The 22,909-nt window shown below is 58.9% G+C and carries 17 protein-coding genes; 7 read left to right on the plus strand and 10 right to left on the minus strand.

Annotated features, from left to right (window positions below; all coding sequences use genetic code 11):
• Nucleotides 1–9: 9 nt before the first annotated feature.
• A complete protein-coding gene (locus ACB035_RS06355; RefSeq protein ID WP_005338498.1) occupies nucleotides 10–1,302 on the minus strand; it encodes an HAAAP family serine/threonine permease in 1,293 nt (430 codons plus the stop codon).
• A 498-nt stretch (nucleotides 1,303–1,800) separates the two neighbouring features.
• Between ACB035_RS06355 and ACB035_RS06360 the strand changes: the two genes are divergently transcribed.
• Nucleotides 1,801–2,739: a LysR family transcriptional regulator gene (locus ACB035_RS06360; protein ID WP_042055187.1), complete on the plus strand. Its 939-nt coding sequence runs from the start codon at nucleotides 1,801–1,803 to the stop codon at nucleotides 2,737–2,739.
• 73 nt (nucleotides 2,740–2,812) lie between these two features.
• Nucleotides 2,813–4,225 carry an MATE family efflux transporter gene (locus ACB035_RS06365; RefSeq protein ID WP_371166931.1) on the plus strand — a complete coding sequence of 471 codons (1,413 nt, stop codon included), beginning with the start codon at nucleotides 2,813–2,815 and terminating at the stop codon, nucleotides 4,223–4,225.
• Nucleotides 4,226–4,340: 115 nt separating this feature from the next.
• Here the strand turns inward: ACB035_RS06365 and alsS are convergent, their stop codons facing one another.
• Both alsS and budA read right to left on the minus strand, forming a co-directional pair.
• Nucleotides 4,341–6,011 carry an acetolactate synthase AlsS gene (gene alsS / locus ACB035_RS06370; RefSeq protein ID WP_021229184.1) on the minus strand — a complete coding sequence of 557 codons (1,671 nt, stop codon included), beginning with the start codon at nucleotides 6,009–6,011 and terminating at the stop codon, nucleotides 4,341–4,343.
• Nucleotides 6,012–6,029: 18 nt separating this feature from the next.
• Nucleotides 6,030–6,824 carry an acetolactate decarboxylase gene (gene budA, locus ACB035_RS06375; RefSeq protein WP_005338506.1) on the minus strand — a complete coding sequence of 265 codons (795 nt, stop codon included), beginning with the start codon at nucleotides 6,822–6,824 and terminating at the stop codon, nucleotides 6,030–6,032.
• A 108-nt stretch (nucleotides 6,825–6,932) separates the two neighbouring features.
• On the opposite strand from budA, the gene ACB035_RS06380 reads away from it, so the two are divergent.
• Entirely contained in the window at nucleotides 6,933–7,868 is a 936-nt protein-coding gene (locus tag ACB035_RS06380; RefSeq protein WP_371166932.1) for a LysR family transcriptional regulator, read from the plus strand.
• A 42-nt stretch (nucleotides 7,869–7,910) separates the two neighbouring features.
• Here the strand turns inward: ACB035_RS06380 and tyrS are convergent, their stop codons facing one another.
• Entirely contained in the window at nucleotides 7,911–9,110 is a 1,200-nt protein-coding gene (gene tyrS / locus ACB035_RS06385; protein WP_005347884.1) for a tyrosine--tRNA ligase, read from the minus strand.
• Nucleotides 9,111–9,219: 109 nt separating this feature from the next.
• Between tyrS and ACB035_RS06390 the strand changes: the two genes are divergently transcribed.
• Nucleotides 9,220–10,545 (plus strand): peptidoglycan DD-metalloendopeptidase family protein, encoded by a 1,326-nt coding sequence (locus tag ACB035_RS06390; protein ID WP_204479939.1) that lies wholly within the window; start codon nucleotides 9,220–9,222, stop codon nucleotides 10,543–10,545.
• Between the two features lie 313 nt (nucleotides 10,546–10,858).
• The gene (locus tag ACB035_RS06395; RefSeq protein ID WP_371166933.1) at nucleotides 10,859–11,980 is read left to right on the plus strand and encodes an anhydro-N-acetylmuramic acid kinase; all 1,122 of its coding nucleotides are present in this window, start codon (nucleotides 10,859–10,861) and stop codon (nucleotides 11,978–11,980) included.
• A gap of 22 nt (nucleotides 11,981–12,002) precedes the next feature.
• On the opposite strand, the gene ACB035_RS06400 is transcribed toward ACB035_RS06395, so the two are convergent.
• Nucleotides 12,003–12,749, minus strand: coding sequence for a hypothetical protein (locus tag ACB035_RS06400; RefSeq protein ID WP_234821989.1), 747 nt, complete (start codon nucleotides 12,747–12,749; stop codon nucleotides 12,003–12,005).
• A 1,318-nt stretch (nucleotides 12,750–14,067) separates the two neighbouring features.
• Here ACB035_RS06400 and ACB035_RS06405 point away from each other — a divergent pair.
• Nucleotides 14,068–15,333 (plus strand): RidA family protein, encoded by a 1,266-nt coding sequence (locus ACB035_RS06405; RefSeq protein WP_371166934.1) that lies wholly within the window; start codon nucleotides 14,068–14,070, stop codon nucleotides 15,331–15,333.
• 74 nt (nucleotides 15,334–15,407) lie between these two features.
• Here the strand turns inward: ACB035_RS06405 and ACB035_RS06410 are convergent, their stop codons facing one another.
• The 3 genes from ACB035_RS06410 to ACB035_RS06420 all read right to left on the minus strand — a co-directional run bounded on the left by ACB035_RS06410 (nucleotide 15,408) and on the right by ACB035_RS06420 (nucleotide 18,008).
• On the minus strand, nucleotides 15,408–16,130 hold the full coding sequence (locus ACB035_RS06410; protein ID WP_304520121.1) for a PA1136 family autoinducer-binding transcriptional regulator: 723 nt from the start codon (nucleotides 16,128–16,130) through the stop codon (nucleotides 15,408–15,410).
• On the minus strand, nucleotides 16,127–16,990 hold the full coding sequence (hchA, locus tag ACB035_RS06415; protein ID WP_304520122.1) for a glyoxalase III HchA: 864 nt from the start codon (nucleotides 16,988–16,990) through the stop codon (nucleotides 16,127–16,129). Before hchA ends, ACB035_RS06410 begins: the two co-directional genes overlap by 4 nt.
• Nucleotides 16,991–17,135: 145 nt before the next feature.
• Nucleotides 17,136–18,008: a LysR family transcriptional regulator gene (locus tag ACB035_RS06420; protein ID WP_304520123.1), complete on the minus strand. Its 873-nt coding sequence runs from the start codon at nucleotides 18,006–18,008 to the stop codon at nucleotides 17,136–17,138.
• Nucleotides 18,009–18,142: 134 nt separating this feature from the next.
• On the opposite strand from ACB035_RS06420, the gene ACB035_RS06425 reads away from it, so the two are divergent.
• Nucleotides 18,143–19,171, plus strand: coding sequence for an NAD(P)H-quinone oxidoreductase (locus tag ACB035_RS06425; protein WP_005358734.1), 1,029 nt, complete (start codon nucleotides 18,143–18,145; stop codon nucleotides 19,169–19,171).
• 280 nt (nucleotides 19,172–19,451) lie between these two features.
• Here ACB035_RS06425 and ACB035_RS06430 read toward each other — a convergent pair whose 3' ends face one another.
• Both ACB035_RS06430 and tkt read right to left on the minus strand, forming a co-directional pair.
• Complete coding sequence (locus tag ACB035_RS06430) at nucleotides 19,452–20,123, minus strand: site-specific DNA-methyltransferase (RefSeq protein ID WP_041201823.1); 672 nt, start codon at nucleotides 20,121–20,123, stop codon at nucleotides 19,452–19,454.
• A 536-nt stretch (nucleotides 20,124–20,659) separates the two neighbouring features.
• Complete coding sequence (gene tkt / locus ACB035_RS06435; RefSeq protein WP_005338517.1) at nucleotides 20,660–22,651, minus strand: transketolase; 1,992 nt, start codon at nucleotides 22,649–22,651, stop codon at nucleotides 20,660–20,662.
• Nucleotides 22,652–22,909: the final 258 nt, after the last annotated feature.

Raw genomic sequence — 22,909 nt, forward strand, 5'->3', positions numbered from 1 at the left:
CCGGCGTTATCAGGCAATCAGCTTGTAGATGATACCGGACATGGCGATCAGGCCGATGATGGTCACGAAGCCGTTGCTGATGTTGCCAGCGTATTTGCGCATGGCCGGAACCTTGGTGATGGCGTACATCGGCATCAGGAACAGCAGCATTGCGATGATCGGGCCGCCCAGGTCTTCAATCATGCCGAGGATGCTCGGGTTGATGGTGGCGATGGCCCAGGTGGTCAGGATCATGAACACGGCAGTGACTTTGTTCAGTTGCTTGGTGTCAACGTTCTTGCCCTTCTCGCGCAGCGCCTTGGCCATCAGGCCGTTCATGCCTTCTTGCGCACCCAGGTAGTGACCCAGGAAGGATTTGCTGATGGCAACCATGGCGATCAGCGGAGCCACAGTACCGATAACCGGGTTATCGAAGTGGTTGGCCAGGTAGGACAGGATGGAGATGTTCTGTTCTTTGGCAGCAGCCAGGTCAGCCGGGGAGAGGCTCAGTACGCAGCTGAATACGAAGAACATAACGGTCATCACCATCATGACGTGGGCGCCCAGCAGGATGTTACTGCACTTCTTCTCGGCACCTTCACCGTAACGACCTTTGTTGTCCACCGCGAAGGAGGAGATGATCGGGGAGTGGTTGAAGGAGAACACCATTACCGGGATAGCCAGCCACAGGGTCTTGATGAAGTCACCGTTGAAGGCGTCGGACAGGGCCGGAGCTTCAGTGATGATGGCACCGTTCCAGTGCGGGATCAGGTAGAACGCCAGACCCATCAGGGTGAGCACGAACGGGAATACCAGCACGCTCATCGCTTTGACGATAACCTGGCCGCCCAGACGAACAACCGCCATCAGACCGAGGATCAGAGCCAGTGACAGAACGGCACGGGGAGGTGCAGACATGCCCAGCTGGTGAACAATCACACTCTCGACGGTGTTGGTGATGGCGACTGAATACATCAGCACGATCGGGTAGATGGCAAAGAAGTAGAGCAGGGTGATGAATTTGCCTGCGGTCTTGCCGAAGTGCTCTTCTACTACTTCAGTGATGTCGCCATCACGGGTAGAGCCGGACAGCACGAAGCGGGTCAGACCACGGTGAGCAAAGAAAGTCAGCGGCAGCGCCAGGATCAACATGGCAACCAGCGGCCACAGGCCACCTACACCGGCGTTGATTGGCAGGAAGAGCACACCGGCACCGATCGCGGTACCGTACAGACCCAGCATCCAGACCACATCGGCCTTGTTGACGCCGCGGGAGGTGTTGCTGGCTAAACGACCATCAGCTGCAATATTCATGTCAGACATACGTTGTTCCTGTCATCTAGGAAAATGGGATTCTTGTTTGGTCGGGCCTTGGCCCGGTTCCATCTCCCTGGAACGCCTGCTGTCCGTCCTTGATATTAACCTCTCGCCCCCCGGCAACCTGGCCATCACTCCTTGTGACAACAGGATTGCAACAAACAACAGTGCGAGATTTTGACCCTGAGGGTCGGCGCCCGTCTCACTTAACAACCGATTAACGTGCGCCACTCTTGATGGGCTGACTTTAATTAAATGCCCTTATTAATCACAGCGTTTTTTTGAATTAATCAACCAAAGTTTGATTTTGGTCGCCTTTCGGACGACCAAGATCACACTCAAAGCGCCTTATTGTGAGTTTTTTTTAACAATTCAACTTAGTTTCACTGGAATCAATGGCCTGCGAGCAGCTACATACTTGCAACAAGCCACCCGTTTAGCGCGGATTGTGTGCAGCACGGCCTTGGCGTACCCTTGTGACTCACGCCTTTTTGTTGATTGATGATGACCATTACCCGTACCGATCTCGCCGAACTGGCAGTGTTTGCCGCCGTCGCCCGTCACCGCAGTTTCAGCAAGGCCGCTCTCGAACTCGGGGTCTCCGCCTCCGCCCTCAGCCATAGCCTGAAGGGGCTGGAAGCCCGTCTGGGGGTGCGGCTGCTCAACCGCAGTACCCGCGCCGTGGTGCCGACCGAAGCGGGTCAGCGGCTGCTCAAGCAGCTGCTCCCCACCCTCAATACTCTTGAAGAGGCGCTTTGCGAGCTGGCCCGCAACAGCGATGAACCGGTGGGGCGACTCAAACTCTGCGCCCCCCGCGGCGCCATCGACAGCCTGCTGGCACCTGTGCTGATCGACTATCTGGCCCGTTATCCGCGGATGCAGGTGGAGGTGGTGGAGCAGGAGCTGATGCCCCGGCTGATTGAAGATGGCTACGATGCCGCGCTCTTTTATGGCGATCTGCTGCCCAAGGAGATGATCGGCATCCCCCTCGGCCCGCCCCAGCGTTATCTGGTGGTGGGCTCCCCGGCCTATCTGGCGGAGCACGGTACGCCGGAACACCCGAGCGAGCTGAGCCGCCACGCCTGCATCGGCTATCGCCTCACTCCGCACCATCACTATCGCTGGGCCTTTGCCGCCGACGGCACCATGCTGGAGATCGAAGTAACCGGGCCGCTCACCACCAGCACCCCGGCCCTCTATCTGGGCGCCGCCGAGGCGGGGTTGGGACTGGCCTACTGTCTGGAAGAGGAGGTGAGCCAGAAGGTCGCGGAGGGGAAACTGCTCACCGTGCTGGAGCCCTGGTGCCCTACCTTTGCCGGCTTTTACCTCTTCTATCCCAGTCGGCATCAACTGGGCAGCGGCCTGCGCATCCTGATCGACATGCTCAAGGCGCACTACCAAAACCCCGGATTAGTGAGTAATACTCAGCAATTCATCAAGTGAAACCCTGATTATCACCAAATAAGTATTAATCTAGACTAGCTGTTCGATAATCGAACTCCCCGAGAGAACAGATATGTCTGCCTATTTAACACTGCGGCAACGGGCCATGACCCGTCGCTTCTGGGCTTACGCCCTCCCCTCCATTCTTGCCATGCTGGTCTCGGGGGCCTACTACCTCATCGACGGCATCTTCGTCGGCCACTATGTCGGTGCCGCTGGCCTCGCCGGGATCAACCTGGTCTATCCGGTCATCATGGTGCTGATCGGCCTGGCCGCCATGATCAGCATGGGGGCGGCCACCGCCATCTCCTTCCAGCAAGGGGCGAAAAACGACAAGCTGGCCCGTCAGGCGCTGGTCAACGCCCTCTGGCTGCTGGCCGGACTCGGGGGCGTTGCGCCGGTGCTGCTCTATTACACCCACACCGATATCCTGCTGGGACTGGGGATTGAACAGGGCACCGAGACCTGGCAACAGGCGAGCGACTACCTCACCTGGATTGGCGGCGGTACCCTGCTGCTGGCCAGCAATCTGGCGGTCCCCTATCTGCTGCGCAACGATGGCCGCCCGAAACTGGCCATGGTGCTGGTGAGCAGCGGCGCCGTGCTCAATATCATCCTCAACTACATCATGGTGGGTCGGCTAGGGCTGGGATTGATCGGGACCGCGCAGGCCACCCTGATGGCAGAGGGTGCGGTGAGCCTGATCGGCCTTGGCTACTTCTTTACCCCCTGGGCGCGGCTTCGCCTCAGCTGGCGGGATCTGGTGCCCAACCTCCCCGCCATGCCGCACCTGCTCTTTACCGGCCTGCCAAGCCTGATTGCCCAGTTCAACCTCGGCCTGCTCTTGATGCTGCACAACAGCCAGCTGATGGTGTATGGCAATGTGAAGGATCTGGCGGGTTTTACCGTGGCCGGTTACACCGAAGCGGTCTTTATCGTCATCCTGCAGGGGCTGGCGTTCGGCATTCAGCCGCTCATCAGCAAGGCAGCAGGGGCCAAGCGCCATCGCAACCTCAAGTACCTGATGGAGATGGGGCTCAAGTTCACTTTTATCTACGGCATGCTGGTGTGGCTCACCATCCAGCTGCTGCCGGGACAGGTCGCCATGCTCTATACCGGCGACAAGGATCCCGAACTGCTGGCCGCCGCCATCAGCAGCCTGACCCTCAACCTCGGCGCCATTCCGCTGGAGGGGATCATCATGTTCGGCATCGTGCTGCTGCAATCCATGGCGCGTACCCGTCAGGCGCTGGTCATCTCCATCGCCAAAACCGTGTTGCTGCTGCCGCTCATCTTCCTGCTGCCGCAACTGTGGGGTCGTGATGGCGTGCTGATGGCCCAGCCCGCGACCGTGCTGCTGCTCACCCTGCCGCTCTGCTGGCTGCTGTGGCGCGAGTGGCTGCGCCTGAAGATGGCCTGCGCGCCAAAAGCCAAACACCGCCCACAACCGGCCCGCGCACGCACCGCCGTCCAGCTGGCCCGTTAAGGCCACCAGTCCCGCAAAACAATAAAAAACCGGCATCCATTGATGCCGGTTTTTGCTATATGGGCGGGTCTGCCTGCCCTTACACAAGGATTCAGGCCAGCACTGCTGCCTACACTTATGCCAATACTTCTGGCCTGAGCTGGGCCATCAGCCCCGGGTTGTCGGAGTAATCCACCGGAATGGCCACCACCGCAGGCCCCTCCACCGCCAGCGCGGCCCGCAGGGTGGCACGCAGCTCGTCGGCCGAATGCACCGCGAAACCTGCCGCCCCGAACGACTCGGCATAGCGTTTGAAATCGATGGGGCCAAAAGAGACGCCGGAGGTGCGGCAATACTTCTGCTGCTCCTGCATCGCAACCATGTTGTAGCCGTTATCGACCCAGATGATGTGGACGATATTGCTCTTGAGCCGCACCGCCGTCTCCAGCTCCATGCTCGACTGCATAAAGCTGCCATCCCCCGATACCGAGATCACCTTCTCACCCGGCCTTACCAGCGCCGCGCCGATGGCCCACGGCAGTGCCACCCCCATGGTCTGCTGACCATTGGAGATCAACACCTGACGAGCGCGGAAGCTGTAGAGGTAGCGGGCAATCCAGATATGGAAGCTGCCCATGTCGACGCAGAGGGTCATGTCGTCGCGCACCAGATCCTGCAGCTCGCGCACGATACGCAAGGGGTGAACCGGATTGCCGTGCAGATCGTCGGCCCGCATTGCCAGTCGCAGCCGCTGCTGGCGAACCCCTTGCAGCAGCCGATCCACCTCGGGGGGGCGGATTTTCGGATTGCCCATGATGCGGGTCAGCTGCAACAGGTTGGCGCGGATCGACCCCACCAGCTCGGCGGTCGGACAGTAGCTACTGTCGATATCGGCGGGCAGCACGTCGATATGGAGGATGCGCCGCTCCCGATCGCCATTCCACAGCACGGGGTCGTACTCGATGGGGCTGTAGCCGATGCAGATCACCAGATCGGCCCCAGCCAGCAGCTGATCCCCCGGCTGGTTGTTAAAGAGCCCCACCCGTCCGGCAAAGTCATCGAAGTGGCAGCTGTCCACCACCCCGGCGGCCTGATAGGTACCGGTCACCGGCAGCCGCGCCTTGTCGAGGAAGGCACGCACTGCCTCGGCATTCTCAGGCCGACTGGCCATCAGGCCGAGCAGCACCACCGGATTCTGGGCATTGCGCAGCAGGGTCAATGCCTGCTCCATATTCTGTTCGTCGGCGCAGCCCGGCTCCGGCACCTCGCGGGGCACCAGCACATTGCCCTGCACAGGCTTGTTGATGATATCCATCGGCAGGCTGACAAACGCCGCCCCCGGCCGTCCCAACTCGGCGGCGCGAAAGGCGTTGGCCATCACTTCCGAAATTGCCGCCCCGCTGTTGACCTGGGCGCTGAACTTGGTGACCGGACGGCAGAGGTTGACCGTATCCATGCTCTGATGAGTGAGCTTGAGGCCATCGGCACGGCGCACCGCACCGCCCAGCGCCACCATGGGGTCCCCCTCCGAGGTGGCCGTCGCCAGCCCGGTAATAAGGTTGGAGCAGCCGGGGCCCGAAGTGACCAGCGCCACCCCCGCCTTGCCGGTGAGGCGCCCCACGGCGGCAGCCATAAAGGCGGCGTTCGCCTCGTGGCGCACCACTATGGTCTCGATGGGGGAGTCCTCCAGCGCATCGAACACCCGGTCAATCTTGGCCCCCGGAATTCCGAACACCTGCTTGACCCCTTGCGCCTCCAGATGACGAACCACCAGCTCGGCACCGCACTTCCACTGTCTGTTTTCCATGATATTGCTCCTTGTCTATCAGCCTTCGGCGGCCTGAATGGCGCGATCGAGATCGGCAGGGTTGAGGTCGGCCTGCCGGAAAGCGGGATCCGATGGCAGGGCCAGATTGAGGTGACGCACCACAGAAAGCCGCAGGGTGCCGTGGGCCATGGTGTAGTCGAGCAGATGACCGCCCCCCTTGCGATCGGCGGTGATCATGTGCTCGTGAAAGCCCGCCACATTGACCCCCTGCACGAACGGCGGGCAGCGAAAACCCACCAGAGTCCCCGCCACCGCGGCAAAGCGGAACAGCGGTTGCTGTTCGATGGCTTCCAGCATGGGGCGATAGGGGGGTTCCTGACGCGGCACGGTTCGTACCTTGGCTGTTTCAAACTGGCCGTCGAGGCGCAGGGCGACAAAGACGTTGTCAGATCCCACCAGCCGATCCACCCACTGGTGGATCTCGTCACGGCTGAGGGGGTGATCGAAGCGACGCTCCAGACAGGGGCGAAAATGGGTCATCACCGCGAAGGGGGTCTTCTGATCGGCGCGGGCGGGCCGGGCCGAGCCATCGGAGCGCAACTGGTGGATCTGGCGCTCGAAGGCGATCAGCTCACCATCTAGGTGGTTGAAGGTGCCGAGGCCAAAGTCGCCGTGGCGCAGCAGCTCGCTCATGGTGGTCTCCCCTTCGTAGACCCCCGCCAGCAGGGCGCTCATCAGGGAACTCTGGTAGATCTCGCCACCGTCATGCTGCCTGCGCCAGCGGGAAAACTGCTGGCTCACTTCGAGGGCACAGCTGCACCCGGCACTGTCAGATGTTGCAATATGTTCCATTCGGGTTTCACCTCCACCGTGAATCCTGTTAGCGTTCGGATCCAATGGTGACTTGGTTCACATTTCAACACCAATACGCTGATCCCATGACTTTGAGACTCAATCGATATGGAACTTCGTACGCTCCGCTACTTCATGGCCGTTGTTGAAAAGCAGAATTTCACCCGCGCAGCCGAATCACTCAACATGGCCCAGCCGCCCCTGAGCCAGCAGATCCGCAAGCTGGAGGAGACCCTCGGCACCCCGCTACTGCGCCGTTTGACCCGCAGTGTCGAACTGACCGAGGCGGGCGAGAGCCTCTATCGGGATGCGGCGCAGATCCTGGCGCTGGCCGATGCGGCAAAACTGAAGGTAAAGCGGATTGCCCGGGGCGAGCAGGGGGCGCTGAGGATCGGCTTCGCCGGTTCCACCGTGCTCCACCCCGCGGTGCTGACCCTGCTGCACGACTATCGGGAGCGCTACCCCGAGGTAGCCCTCAGCCCGCAGGAGGGCACCATGCCGGCACTGGTGGAGGCGCTGCGCAACGATCGGCTGGATGCCGCCATCTTGCGGCTGCCCTGCCGCGGTAGCGAGGGCTTTGCCCACCACCTTATCGAGCAGGAGCCGCTGCTGATCGCCCTGCCGACCAGCCATCCCAAGGCCAGACCGGGCCCCTTGCCACTGGCCAGCCTGAAGGACGAGAGTTTCATTCTGTTCCCCCATGCCATCGGGCCCGGGCTCTATGACGGTATCGTGGCCCTCTGCCGGGAGGCCGGCTTCGAGCCGATATTGGGGCCCGAATGCCCGCAGGTGATCTCCACCGTCGGCATGGTGCAGGCTGGCTTTGGCGTGACTCTGGTGCCCAGCTCGGTGGCGGCGCTGCGCCCGCTCGGGGTCAGTTATCACCCCATTGAGGGCAACGGCATGATGACCAGCATCAGTCTGGCGACACGGCCACACCCAAGCAGTGCCGTGCTGCGGCACTTTATCGCCCAGATCCGTGCCGCCCAGATACAACAAGGCCTCCCGAAGGAGGCCCTGTTGAACAAGCTTGAACCGGTTTGATGACCAGCTTGCCTGATGCGACGGCTTATTTGACGGTACTGCTTATTTGACAGTCACGCGGGCAAACTTGCGCTTGCCGACCTGATAGACGGCGGTACCGGCACCGATGAGTGCCTTGCCATCTTCCAGCTTCTCGCCATCCACCTTGACCGCACCCTGCTTGATCATCCGCAGCGCTTCGGAGGTGGTGGCCACCAGATCGGCCTCTTTCAGCAGATTGGCAATGGCCAGCCCTTCGCCTTCCAGTGCCAGCTCGATTTCCGGCATCTCGTCCGGGATGGCGTTCTTGGAGAAGCGCTGGGTGAAATCTTCGTGGGCCGCTTCAGCCGCCGCTTCGTCGTGATAACGGGCGATGATCTCTTTGGCCAGCCAGATCTTCACGTCGCGCGGATTGAGAGTACCGGCAGCGATGCCTGCCTTGAACTCTTCGATTTCAGCCAGCGGACGGAAGGAGAGCAGCTCGTAGTAGTTCCACATCAGATCGTCGGTGATGGACATGATCTTGCCGAACATCTCGCCCGGAGCGTCGTGGACGCCGATGTAGTTGCCTGCGGACTTGGACATCTTCTTGACGCCGTCCAGACCCACCAGCAGCGGCATCATCAGCACGCACTGGGTCGCCATGCCGGCATCTTTTTGCAGCTCGCGGCCCATCAGCAGGTTGAACTTCTGGTCGGTACCGCCGAGCTCGACGTCCGCCTTCAGCGCGACCGAGTCATAGCCTTGCAGCAGCGGATAGAGGAATTCGTGAATCGCGATGGATTGGCCGCCGGTGTAGCGCTTTTTGAAGTCGTCGCGCTCCATCATGCGGGCCACGGTCTGCTTGGCCGCCAGCTTGATCATGCCGGTCGCCCCCAGTTCGCTCAGCCAGGTCGAGTTGTACTCAATGCGAGTCTTGGCCGGGTCGAGGATCTTGAACGCCTGCTCGGCATAGGTGAGGGCGTTGTGCTTGATGGCCTCTTCGGAGAGCGGCGGACGGGTGGCGTTCTTGCCGGAGGGATCTCCCACCATGGCAGTGAAGTCACCGATCAGCAGGATCACTTCATGGCCCAGATCCTGGAAGGTCTTCAGCTTGTTGAGGATCACGGTATGACCCAGGTGAATGTCGGGGGCGGTCGGGTCCATGCCCAACTTGATGCGCAGCGGGCGCCCTTCCTTCAACTTGGCGACAAGTTCTTCTTCAACCAGAATTTCTTCCGCTCCGCGCTTGATCTCGGCTAGCGCCACCTCGAGCTGGGACATTTTTTGACTCTCCATCACGATTCCACAGGGCCAAACATATTACTGGAATGGCGGGCCAATTGGAAAGGCTGTAAAATCCGTCCATTCTGCCCGACTTCATCTGCTTCTCATGGTTATTTGGCACGCCTTCAACGCACTCCCCCACTGGCACCGCAAGATGGTGCTGATCTTGAGCATCATGATCATGATGCTGGCTGCCTGGCCAAGCGAACAGGCAGTGGCAACACGGGTCGATGAAAACGGCAACGAAATTGCCCTGCGGGAACCGACCAACGACAACGCGCTGAACGACGAACTGCCAGCCGAAGCCGCCCAGCCCGTTACCCCGCCCAAGCCGCGCTACATCACCAAGCAGGTGAAGGTGCGCCGTGGCGACAACATGGGAGTCATCTTCCAGCGCATTGGCCTGAGCACCACGGATCTGCACCTGATCGATCAGCTCGAGGGCAGCGATCCCCTGCGGATGCTGCAACCTGGGCAGGAGCTCACCTTCAAGCTCACCGAGAACGGCGAGCTGCATAGCCTCTATTACCCCCACAGTCTGGAGCAGGCGCTCAAGGTAAGCCGCAAGGAGGAGACCTTTGTCGCCCGCAACGTCAAAATCGCCCTCGACACCCGCGAACAGGTGAGCAAGGGCGAGATCCGCTCCAGCTTCTGGGGCGCCGCGGTGGATGCAGGGATGACCGAAGATCAGATCATGGACTTGGCCGCCATCTTCGGCTGGGACATCGACTTTGCCCAGGATTTGCAGCCGGGAGACAGCTTCCGGGTGGTCTATGAAGACAAGTTCCGCGACGACGAGCGGGTCGCCTCCGGCGATATTCTGGCGGCAGAGTTCGTCAACCAGGGCACCGCCTACCGCGCCGTGCTCAATGAAGATGGCAACTACTACACCCCGGAAGGGAAGGCGATGCGCAAGAGCTTCCTGCGTGCGCCGGTCAACTTCAAATACATCAGCTCCAACTTCAACCCGCGCCGCCTCCATCCGGTGACCGGCAAGATCCGCCCCCATAACGGCATAGACTATGTGGCGCCGGTGGGCACCCCCATCATGGCGGCGGGCTCAGGCAGCGTGGTGGCTGCCGGTTACAACCAGTTCAACGGCAACTACGTCTTTATCAAGCATGCCGGCAACTATGTGACCAAGTACCTGCACCTCTCCAAGCGCACCGTCAACAAGGGGCAGCGGGTGAAGCAGGGGCAGACCATCGGCACTCTGGGTGGCACCGGCCGCGTCACCGGCCCGCACCTGCACTACGAATTCGTGGTGGGCGGCATTCACAAGAACCCGCGCACCCTCACCCTGCCGCAGGCAGAGACCCTGAGCGGACGCGAGCTGGCCAACTTCAAAAAGCTGGCGATGCCGCAACTGGCCAAGCTCGACAACCCCGAGCTGCAGCTGGCCCAGAACAAGCGGGATAGTCGCGGCAACTAAGCCATCAGAGCTGGCAGGGTGAAGGCCCTGCCAGCCCCTTTTATTGAACCCGCGCCAGGCAATCAGATTGAAATGAGTCCACTTTCGGACATAAGATGAGATGGAACACCGGGAGCGGCATGTGGCACGGAAGCAAGGGCTTATCTATCCTGTCTCTCTCACTCTTTTTCCGGTCCGCATTGAGGATGCAACATGGTTGAGCGTTATATCGGTCTGATGTCAAAGACCACGCCATGTGGCATGGGATGAAAGCCGTTCCCCTCTTCACCCTCTCTGCACACCGTATTTTCGAACAGCAATGTAAGGAGACACCATGGCTGAGCGCTATATCGGTCTGATGTCGGGAACCAGCATGGACGGCATTGATGCCGTGCTGGTGATGATCGCCGGGGATGAACTGCGGGTCGAAGCGGCGCTTTGTCACCCCTGGCCGCAAGAGACCGCCCGCACGCTGCATGCCCTCTGCACCCCGGGCGACAACGAAATCGACCGCATGGGGGTGGCCGATAATCTGGTGGCGCGAGAGTTTGCTGCCGCCACCCACGCGCTGCTGGCCAAGGCGAAGCTTGAGCCCAAAGATATTCGCGCCATCGGCAGCCACGGCCAGACTATCCGCCATCGCCCCCAGCTCGGCTTTACCCTGCAGATCGGCAACGCCGCCCTGCTGGCCGCCCTGACCGGCATCGACGTTATCGCCGATTTTCGCACCATGGATATGGCCCTCGGTGGTCAGGGGGCGCCGCTGGTGCCCGCCTTCCATCAGGCGCTGTTTGCCAAACCCGGCGCCCTGCGAGTGGTACTGAACCTCGGCGGCATCGCCAATATCTCGGTGCTGCCGGGCAATCCGGGCGGGGTATATGGTTTTGATACCGGCCCGGCCAACACCCTGCTCGATGGCTGGTATCGCCGCCATCAGCCCCACGGCGGCAGCTATGACACCGGTGGCAAATGGGCCGCCAGTGGCAAGCCCATCCCGGCCCTGCTGGAGAAGCTGCTGGCTCACCCCTACTTCGCCGCCCCCTCCCCCAAGAGCACCGGACGAGAGATGTTTACCCTCGATTGGCTCGATGGGGAGCTGGCAGACACTTCATACGCCCCCGTGGATGTGCAGCGCACCCTGCAGGCGCTCACCTGCCACAGCATCGCCCGCCAACTGCCCGCCCGGCCCGAATCAGTCGGTGCCAGCCAGCCGAAAGCCGAGCTGTTTGTCTGCGGCGGCGGTGCCCATAACGCCCCCTTGCTGAAGGAGCTGGCCAGCCTGCTGCCTGCATGGCGCATCGCCAGCACCGCCGAGCTGGGCCTTGCCCCCGACTGGGTGGAAGGCGCTGCCTTTGCCTGGCTGGCCATGTGCTTTGTTCACCGCAAGCCGGGTAACCTGCCCGCCGTCACCGGCGCCAGCCGTCCGGCTGTACTGGGGGCGCTTTATCCTGCCTGAGTGATGACAAGGGGGCTGCGGATCAGTGTGCTCCCTTGAACAGACGCACAACCTGTTGCCGGATCGGTGCAAACAGCGGAGGCTTTGGCGGCTCCAGATTGATATGGCGCCGCCCGGCACGGGTTTCACAGCGAAGCAGATTCTGGATGTAGTGGTGGTGGGAGCGATGGATCAGCTGTGAAGCCTGATACGCCCACTGTCTGGGAACGCCCCACAGAGTGCTGGCAATCGCCCCGACGATGCAGAAGAAAGCGGGCTCCTGAATTCCCATCCGGCTGGCGTTCTCCAGCGCCTCCTTGAGCGAGTTGGAGTGAGCAATACAGGTCATGATATTGACCATGAAGGCGTCGTAATCATCCTCCCCACCCTTGCCAACACGCGCCGTCAGGGTCGCCGCGGGCTGATAACCAAACTGATGGCCGATATTTTCCAACACCGTATTCCGCTGGCGGATCACCTTGCCATAAAACATCAGCATCACCATGCAGTCGATCGCCTTGCACAGCGCCTCGTAGTGGGGATGGCTCTTCTTGGGACGCGGCGCCGTGGCGAGAGCCAGCTCTTCAGAGATGGCCAAGAGGCCCACAGGTACGGCGGTGCTGACAAACGAGAGATCAATCGACAGCTCCAGCCCATCCTCCCCTTCCATGCGGGCCACAATCACATGTTCGCCAAACAGCCGACGCTGGCGCTCGATAAAGGCGCCAAAGACCAGATCACGAAACTGCTTTTGCGGATAAGGGGTATCGAGCAGGCTCTCGATGGTCATGATGGCGGCGGATACCCGGCCGCGCAGTCGGTAATCGGCAGGAATTGGAAAGCTCTTTCCCAGGCGAGGAGGTAACCGCTGCCCAGATGTTTGACAATACATATCGCCCAGAACGAAACCCAGCATAAATCCTCCACAGTCAGGTAATGATGATCGCGATGCGATCTCGCTTGCCAATCCTGGGCAATGGCCTGCCGGTGCATCGATGCTCTCCGTCAGGGCTCCTTGATCACCTTATTAATCATACGATTAATAGCGAGTGAAAAAAGCGACCTGACTCGCAATCACGCCACTAATTAACAGTTTCATCAAGAAACCATAAAAAGCGGTCGATAAATCCATTTTTTTACGTATTTCCTTTTAAAAACAATAAATTGAACTTTATGCCTGCGAAATCACCTGAGCTGTTCCCGAGCCCTGAAAACCATCCCAATCATCACAACCAGCCACAGATAAGAGGGAGCTCGGACAAAGCCACAGAAAAGTGGAAAAAGCGACGACGCGGGGCAACCCCACCCATCGGGGGATGCAACCGGCGTGAAGAGACTCGTATTGCCACCACCCTCCCCCTTCCTCATCCAACGCCACCTCTCATCCAGCGCCATCTCTCATCCAGCGCCACCGCTCCCGCACGCCGTCACGCCAACGCCAACGCCATGCCCCCCACTCCTGTGCAGCAGGGGCAGGTCCGTCGTGCAAATTCATGGCATAGAATTTTATGGCGTTAATAACAGATCCCGGCTGCCAGCAAGGCGTCACCGAGTATGCCGGAATTATCATTAACAGAGGGCAATGCAAAAGCCGTGAATTATATTCCAGAGGTATCTTTAATAAAGTTGATATGCATATTCACGGGAATTTTCATAGCCCCTTAAAAAAGCTGAAAACAGATATCCATGCACCATAATATGCATTATTTGCACATCGGCGCATAATATTAACCCTTTATTCACACGCCAATATCCCGAAGAGGGGGAGAGCAAACCCAGTCAGGGCAAGGCTGTCCGCCGGTTCGGCACCATTTGCGCACAAATTGGCTCCTATTTCGGGTGAATTGAATAGCAATATGATTAAATTTGCGCCCATTGAGCCATCTCATAGAAATGCAATCAGCGGTTTGCAACCCCTGATAGCCACTCATAGAATCACAGCGTCTGAAATATCTACCCTGTCCTATCTTCCCTTATTCCTCTCAGTAATTGAGTGGATCACAAATAATAACCGGGGATGCCGCCGCTGGCGCAGTGGCCGTGGCGCACAACAAGATGGGGTAAACCTGTACCTGAATGAACAACAAATATTAAAAAGAGGCATATCTATGAGTGGCACCATCATCAAGTCGGCAAGAAATACCCCCCATGCACCCCAGGATCTGGGCACCAGCACCCAAACGGTGGCGTTTTCTCATTACAACAATTTCTCCGCCCAGCTGCCGGTCGATCCCGCCACCGGCAAGATGGTGAGCGGCGATGTCACCGCGCAGGCCAGACAGTGCCTGAGCAACCTCAAGGCGATCATCGAGAGCATCGGCCATGTGATGGACGATATGGTCAAAGCGACCATTTTCCTGAAAGAGATGGCGGATCTGGAGGCGGTCAACGCCGTCTATCGCGAATTCTTCCCGGGCTATCTGCCGACCCGCACCACCCTCGCCGTCTCCGCCCTGCCGCTGGGTGCGCTGGTGCAGATCGATGCCATCATCTCCAACGGCGAAGGTACCTTCCCACAAGATCCTTGCCCGCTGGTGAAGCTCGCCCGCAACAGTGACAAGGCGCCGCACAATCCGCTCTCTACCCACACCGTGGCCTTCTCCCACTACAACAATATCGGCGCCCAGCTGCCGGTGGATGCGGCCTCTGGCCAACTGGTTGCCGGTGGCATCAAGGAGCAGGCGGGCCAGTGCCTGCGCAATATCAAGGCGGTGCTGGAGAGCATCGACGTGCCGTTTGACGATATCGTCAAGGTCACCGTCTATCTGACCGATCTGGCCGATCTGGAGGCCGTCAACGAGGTCTACACCACCTTCTTCCCCGATTCCGCCATCGCCCGCGCCGTCGCCTATCTGCCCGCCCGCTCTGTGGTCAGTGCCGCCGCCCTGCCCATGGGGGCACGGGTGCAGATGGATGCGGTCATCTCCCACGGTGACGGCACCCCGCCGCAACTGGTGGAAGACAGACACAATCTGGTGATCCGTGCCCGCAATACCGACAAGGCACCGCGCAGCCCGCTCTATTGCCAGACCGTCGCCTTCTCTCACTACAACCATCTCTCTGCCCAACTGCCGATTGACCCCGCCACCGGCAAGATCCTAGCTGGCTGCATCAAGGAGCAGACCGCCCAGTGCCTGAGCAATATCAAGGCGATTGTGGAGAGCATCGGCCATGTGATGGACGATATCGTCAAGGTCAATATCCAGCTCGGCAATATCGCGGATCTGGATGCGGTCAACGCCGTCTACACCAAATATTTCCCGGGTTATCTGCCTGCCCGCACCGTATTCGGGGTCAGTGAGCTGCCCGCTGGCGCCCTGGTGCAAATTGATGCGGTGATGTCCAACGCCGAAAGCACCCCACCGCAGGCGTAAGGGTTACGCTCAATAAAAAAAGAGACCGGCTGATGGCCGGTCTCTTTTCACATGCCAGACAAAAGGATGGCTCCTCAGCCCTCGATATCGCGGTTCCTGAGCGCCACTCTGACCGCCTCTGCCGTGGTGGCCACACCGAGTCGACGGCGGGCACTGCGCAGATGGTTCTCGACCGTGCGCACCGAAAGCTTCAGGGTGGTGGCGATATCGGCATGGCGCCAACCCCGGGAGACCCACTCCAGCACTTCGCGCTCACGCCCAGTGAGGCCACGCTCGTAACCCGCTACCGGCATCTCCATCAGGCGACGGGCTGCATGAAAAGCCGCAGCAGCGATCAGTGCAAGGCCAACCCGAGTGTGGGCACTGGCATCGATCTGATCGCCGCCAAAGCTCATCGCCCCTTCCAGCCCCAGCGGCCCATAGACGGGTACCTGCAAGCCATGTCGGCCCGGCCCCTCAGGCTGGCGAACGATATGGTACTGCTCGCCAACGGCACCAACCGTTTTGCTCCAGAAGAAGGGCTGGTCTCGCTCCCTGATATGCATCGCCATCGGGCACTCGCGCATATAGGCATGCAGGTCGACCGCCTCGCCGCTCTCCAGCCACTCCCCCTCCAGCCAGTAGAGATGCTCGACCACCCCCTCCTCGCTGGCACTGATGGAGAAGAGCGCAAAGCGGTGATACCCCAGCGGGGTGGCAAAAGCGCGCACCAGCTGCTGGATCTCCTCCAGCCGCTGACACCCTTCCAGCGCCACCGCGACCTGCAGCGCATTCGCTGGCGACGACGACAACCTCATCGCTTGGCAACCGCCTCCAGCAAGGTGGTAGCTGCCAGCTTGCCGAGGTTATTGCCCGCCAGCGGGCTGTCACCGGTCAGCAGATTGCGATCCCGGCACACCTCTCCCGAGATGCCGTTGTTGACGATCTCGAAGCCAATCTCTTTGAGCTTCTCGCCAAACTTCCAGGTGAGGTGGCCCGGCATATAGCCAATTGCTGGGGTCTGGGCATCCAGCTCGTCGGGGAAGGCGCAGATCTTGTAGCCCGCGAAGGTCTCTGGATTGGCCACCGCCAGCAGCGCAGCAGGCCCGTGACAGAGGGAGATGATGAAGCGATCGTTGACCATCGCCCACTCCAGCAGCGCTTTCACCTCGGCACTCTGCGGCAGCCCCATCAGGGCGCCGTGCCCGCCGGGAATAAAGACGCCGATATAGTCCGAGTCGGCGGCCAGCGCCTCTTTCAGCAGATCGGCCAGCTTGGCCGGTTGGCGGAACTGCGCCTGATATTTGCCATAGAGCCCCAGCACCTCTTCGTCTTCGCCGGGCATGGCCCACCACTCGAACTTGACCGGATTGCCGGAGAGGGTGGCCACATCAAAGGCAAAGCCCGCCTTGTCGAGGTGATACATGGGCAGCAGGGTTTCGACCGGATGGTTGCCGGTGGAAAACAGGGTGCCGTTGTCGGTGGGCAGATAGCGCTCATCGGCCCCGATCAGCAGGATCTTCCAGCGCCCCTCCCGATAGGGAGCGGGATAGTCGGCCCCGGCAAGGTCAGATTTGCGCGAGGTGAACTGGCTCAGGGAGTAGGGCGACGGGAAGAAGGCATTCTGCTCTGCCGGATCCGGGGTCGGTTGTTTATCGTCAACAAGCATATCGGTCATGGGTCAGGCTCCAGTAGTGGTGGACTCGGTCTCACAGTATTGACTGTCAGAGACCAAGTAAATGAGGGTTTTCCCTCAACCGCCATGACTATGGCAAGGGATGTGACAGTGCTGCGACAAAACCTGAACAGAGCGCCCGCCAGGGTTAGTCCATTGCGGCAAATGCCCTGACGATGGCATCCATGACCGCTCTGACCCGCGCGGCATGCTGCACATCCTGATGGGTCACCAGCCACACATCGTAGGATTGCTCTAATTGCCGCTCGGGCCAGACCCGCACCAACCCGGCTTGCTCGGCGAGCGGAACCGCCACCTCGCCAAGCCCCAGCCCCATCAGCAGGGCCTGACGCAGCATCAGGCTGGTATTGACCCCCGCGGCGACCGTGGCCCCCTCGGCCGCCTCTTCGAGCATCATTGGCGAGCGAGCGCTCTGCCAGTGGGGCTCATACACCACCAGCGAATGGCCCGCAAAACCGGTGCCCGCTTCGGGAATGCCATGGCGAGCCAGATAGTCGGCGGAGGCATACAACCCGACCGGCCAGGAGGCCAGCTTGCGAATAATCAGGTCGGGATTGTCCGGCTTCACCGTCCGGATCGCGATATCCGCTTCCCGCAGGGACAGATTGACCACCTGGGTCGAGGTATTGAGGATGACCCTGATATCGGGATAACGCTGATGCAGCTCGGTCAGGGCCGGTATCAGAAAATCCATCCCCAGGGTGTCTGTGGTCGCCACACTGACCTCCCCAACCAGGCGGTTGTCGACCCCTTGCGCCGCCCGCACAAAATCAATGGCTGCCAGCTCCATCTGCTGGGCGCTGGTCAGCACTATCTCTCCGACATGAGTCAGCACATACCCCTTGGATGTACGGAGAAACAGCGTGGCCGCCAGACGATGCTCCAGTGCGGCAATCCGTCTGCCAATGGTGGCCTGATCGACCCCGACCACACGGGCGGCGCCCCTCAGGCTCCCTTCCCGATGCAACGCCAGAAAAATTTTCGCATCATCCCAGTTCATCACGACTCCCGATTGAAATGCATTTTTGCATTACAGGTGAGGGATAATACTGCGTTTATTCATCAGCAATCTCCACTATCTTGGTGCTCATCCCATCCGGGGAACCTCATATCACCTCGTTACAGGAGCCGCTGATGCATAACGCCTATTCCATTCCCGCCACCATGAGCGCGGTAGAAATTACCCAGCCAGGTGGCCCCGATGTCTTGCAACTGACCACCCGCGCCACACCGGCGCCCAAACCCGATGAGGTCTTGATCCGGCACTATGCAACCGGCATCAATGGGCCGGATGTGATGCAGCGCAAAGGGCTCTACCCGCCTCCGGCAGGGGCATCGGATATTCCCGGGCTGGAGGTCGCCGGGGTCGTGGTCGCCAAGGGGGAGCAGGTGACCCATCTCAAGATTGGCGACAAGGTCGCCGCGCTGATTTCGGGTGGCGGCTATGCCGAGTACAGCGTCGCCCACCAGAGCAATGTCCTGCCCCTGCCGCCCGGATTGAGCTTTGTTGAAGCGGCGGCGCTGCCGGAAACCTTTATGACGGTCTGGTCAAATATGTTTGAACGGGGTCAGTTCAAAAAAGGGGACATTATCTTGATCCATGGCGGTGCCTCCGGCATCGGCACGACCGCCACCATGCTGGCCAAGGCATTTGGCGCCGCCAAAATCATCACCACAGTCGGCTCCCCCGAGCAGCAGGCCGCCAGCATCAAGCTGGGCGCGGATGTGGCCGTGCTCTACAAGGAGGAGGATTTTGTCGAGGCCGTGCATGCAGCCACCGATGGCCATGGCGCCGACATCATTCTCGATATCATTGGCGGAGAGTATGTCGCGCGCAACTATGCGGCGGCCGCCATCAATGGTCGCATAGTCCAGATCGGCATTATTGCGGGCGCCGCCCCCAATCTGGATCTGTTTCCCATGCTGCAAAAGCGGCTGACCCATATCGGATCCACCCTGCGCTCGCGTACTCCGCAAGAAAAAGCCGAACTGATTGCCCAGTTGCAAACTCATGTCTGGCCATTTATCGAACGCGGTGAGGTCAAACCGCAGGTTTACCAGACCTTCCCGCTGCATGAGGCCGCCGCCGCCCACCATTTGCTGGATTCAGGCCGTCATATCGGCAAGCTGGTATTAACCATGGCGCCGTTGTCGTCAGATTGATAAAGCCCATCGTGGAGCAGGCCGAGGTGGATGCGGTGATATCCAACGCCGAAAACATCCCACCGCATGTGTAAGGTTTGTTGAAATAAAAAAGAGACCGGCTATATGCCGGTCTCTTTTTTGGTAAAAGGGAGGAACATTATTTTTATTGATTCGCCTTAAAAACGCGAACGTCCGATTACGCTTCGCTAATCGAACCTACTAGCTACGTTCAATAATTAAAAAAGCACCAGCTTAGGCCGGTGCTTTTTCTGAAACGAAAAGAGAACAACAATATATTTTAATTGTCATTTGAATGATTTTTCATTCGTTCATAGACATGTTCATGGGCTGCACTTGAAATATCACACCCCATAGTCCTCCTTCCAAGGTTTTTGGCTGCAACCAAGGTTGAACCTGAACCAAAGAATGGATCTACAACCAAATCATCATGACTGGAGCTCTGAGATATAAGAGTCTCTAATAATGCAACAGGTTTTTCTGTAGGATAGCCACGATGCACTCGTTTACACTCCAGAACATCAGGTATACCCAAGTCGTTTAGTTTTCTTTTCCCTTTCTCAAAGAAAAGAATAAATTCATACTTGGCCCGATAATGATACCCCATACCAATTGCCATTTTATTCCAAACGATTGGTTTCCAAAATTTAAAACCAACCTTCTCCGCAATTGGTTTTACATAAAACATCGTTTCTTGATCGCAGAAAAGATAGAAATGTGAGTTTTTCTTTAACACTCGATAAAGCTCTAAAAATAAGCTTTCGAAACGTTCATTAGGGAAAATATCAAACCATTGATTACTTGATCCTTCACTTACTTTAAGACGAGTTGTCGTTCCTATTTTCCGATGCTTCTCAAGAGATTCATAAGGAGGGTCAGTAATAACAAGATCAACGCTTGCATCCGCAAGCGTCGACAACCATTTCACAGCATCATCACAAAATAGATTCATTTTATCTGCTTAATAAAGAACTACAGGGTCTACCATTCGAGTATACCGTTGATGGTGCCCCAGGGTCTAATGTCCGGCAATCGACACAATAGCTCTGATCACCCTGAGGATTAGCAGGTGTCCTACGTGCAGGTGTTTGTCCAAAAGCCTCCGGATGACGATGAAATACATGCTCCTGCCCATTGGTAGCAGAGCAACGAGGACATGACTTGTACTCATTACCCAATTCATCATACTTATGTAAAACACCAACATTTAAACGCTGGCCACAACATTGGCAAGGCATATCGAAGCTCCTTATTCTAGCTTTCAAGTCTAAGAGTAAATAAACACTCTAATTTAACAGTATTGACACATAACATATCAGCACTAAGACTCAAACTAACACCAGCTAAGGGCTATATGAAGCCTCTCACTCTTATTTTGAGATCCTCATCATTGGCGGATCAATATATATACAGCCGTGTGTTCCGATACACCTAAAAAAGCGCCTCCCAAGGGAGGCGCTTTTCAGTTCAATACAAAGCAATCAGGGATTACAGGGATTCAGCGGTCGCAACCACGTTTTCCACGGTAAAGCCGAATTCCTTGAACAGCAGCTCGGCCGGTGCGGACTCACCAAAGGTGGTCATACCGATGATCTTGCCGCCGAAACCGACGTACTTGTACCAGTAGTCAGCGATGCCGGCTTCGATGGCCACACGCTTGGTGACGGAGGACGGCAGGACGGACTCTTTGTACTCGGCAGACTGGGCGTCGAACACGTCGGTAGACGGCAGAGAGACCACGCGCACGGCACGGCCCTTGGCAGTCAGCTGCTCATAGGCGGCAACAGCCAGTTCCACTTCGGAACCGGTGGCGATCAGGATCAGCTCCGGAGTACCGGCGCAATCCTTCAGCACGTAGCCACCCTTGGCGGTGTCGGCCAGCTGCTGGGCAGTACGGTCCATCTGGGCCAGGTTCTGACGAGAGAAGATCAGAGAGGTCGGGCCGTCGGTACGCTCGATGGCGTGTTTCCAGGCGATGGCGGATTCAACCTGGTCACACGGACGCCAGGTGCTCATGTTCGGAGTCAGACGCAGGGAGGCGATCTGCTCAACCGGCTGGTGAGTCGGGCCATCTTCACCCAGACCGATGGAGTCGTGGGTGTAAACGAAGATGGCGCGCTGCTTCATCAGGGCGGCCATGCGCAGGGCGTTGCGAGCGTACTCCATAAACATCAGGAAGGTAGCGCCGTAGGGGATGAAACCACCGTGCAGGGCGATACCGTTCATGATGGCGGACATGCCGAACTCGCGTACACCGTAGTGGATGTAGTTGCCGGAGGCATCGTCGTTGGTCAGGGACTTGGAGCCGGACCACATGGTCAGGTTGGACGGAGCCAGGTCAGCAGAGCCACCCATGAATTCCGGCAGCAGCTTGCCGAACGCTTCCAGAGAGTTCTGGGACGCTTTACGGGTCGCAATCTTGGCCGGGTTGGCTTGCAGGGTTTCGATGATCTTGGCGGATTCAGCAGCCCAGTTGGCCGGCAGTTCGCCAGCGGTACGACGCTTGAATTCGGCAGCCAGAGTCGGGTGAGCAGCTTCATAGGCGGCGAACTTGGCAGCCCAGTCAGCTTCCAGTGCAGCGCCCTTCTCCTGAGCGTTCCACTCGGCAGCGATGTCAGCCGGGATAACGAACGGAGCGTGGTCCCACTTCAGGAAGGCACGAGCAGCGGCGATCTCGTCGTTGCCCAGCGGTGAGCCGTGGCAGTCGTGAGAACCGGATTTGTTCGGGGAGCCGTAACCGATGATGGTGCGGCAGCAGATCAGGGTCGGTTTGCCGGTCTCGGCCTTGGCGGCTTCGATGGCGGCATTGATGGCTTCCGGGCTGTGACCGTCAACAGCCGGAATTACGTGCCAGCCGTAAGCTTCGAAACGCTTGACAGTGTCGTCGGTGAACCAGCCTTCTACGTGACCGTCGATGGAGATACCGTTGTCATCCCAGAACGCGATCAGTTTGCCCAGTTGCAGGGTACCTGCCAGGGAGCACGCTTCGTGGGAGATACCTTCCATCAGGCAGCCGTCGCCCATAAAGGCGTAGGTGTAGTGGTCAACGATGTCGTGGCCCGGCTGGTTGAACTGCTCAGCCATGGCTTTTTCGGCGATCGCCATACCAACGGCGTTGGTGATGCCCTGACCCAGCGGGCCAGTGGTGGTTTCAACGCCCGGTGCATAGCCGTACTCCGGGTGACCCGGGGTGCGAGAGTGCAGTTGGCGGAAGTTTTTCAGATCGTCGATGGAGAGGTCATAACCGGAGAGGTGCAGCAGGGAGTACAGCAGCATGGAGCCGTGGCCGTTGGAGAGAATGAAACGGTCGCGGTCGGCCCACTTGGGGTTGTTCGGGTTATGTCTGAGGTGGCTACGCCACAGCACTTCGGCGATATCCGCCATTCCCATGGGGGCGCCCGGGTGACCGGAGTTGGCTTTTTGAACGGCATCCATACTCAATGCACGAATGGCATTGGCAAGCTCTTTACGAGAAGGCATCTGAATCTCCTGCGATTGCTTCATTTGATGGCCAAGATTAAGGCGCGTTATTGTCCCAGCAGGGCGCGCGGCGTGCAAATATTATCTGGATGAATAAAGTGGCTTTGGGAGGACAATCGCTTTTCTTGCCCTCTATTGACCAAAGCAACCAGAGAAAAACGTTTAATTTCCATCCCTTTCGGGATAGGAGAGCACCGCTTGTGACCCATTGGACACTGCGCGACAAAATAGTGCTGGCAATCGGGGGGGGCGCTAATT

The organism is Aeromonas sp. S12(2024) (assembly GCF_041402305.1).
GTDB lineage: Bacteria > Pseudomonadota > Gammaproteobacteria > Enterobacterales > Aeromonadaceae > Aeromonas > Aeromonas veronii.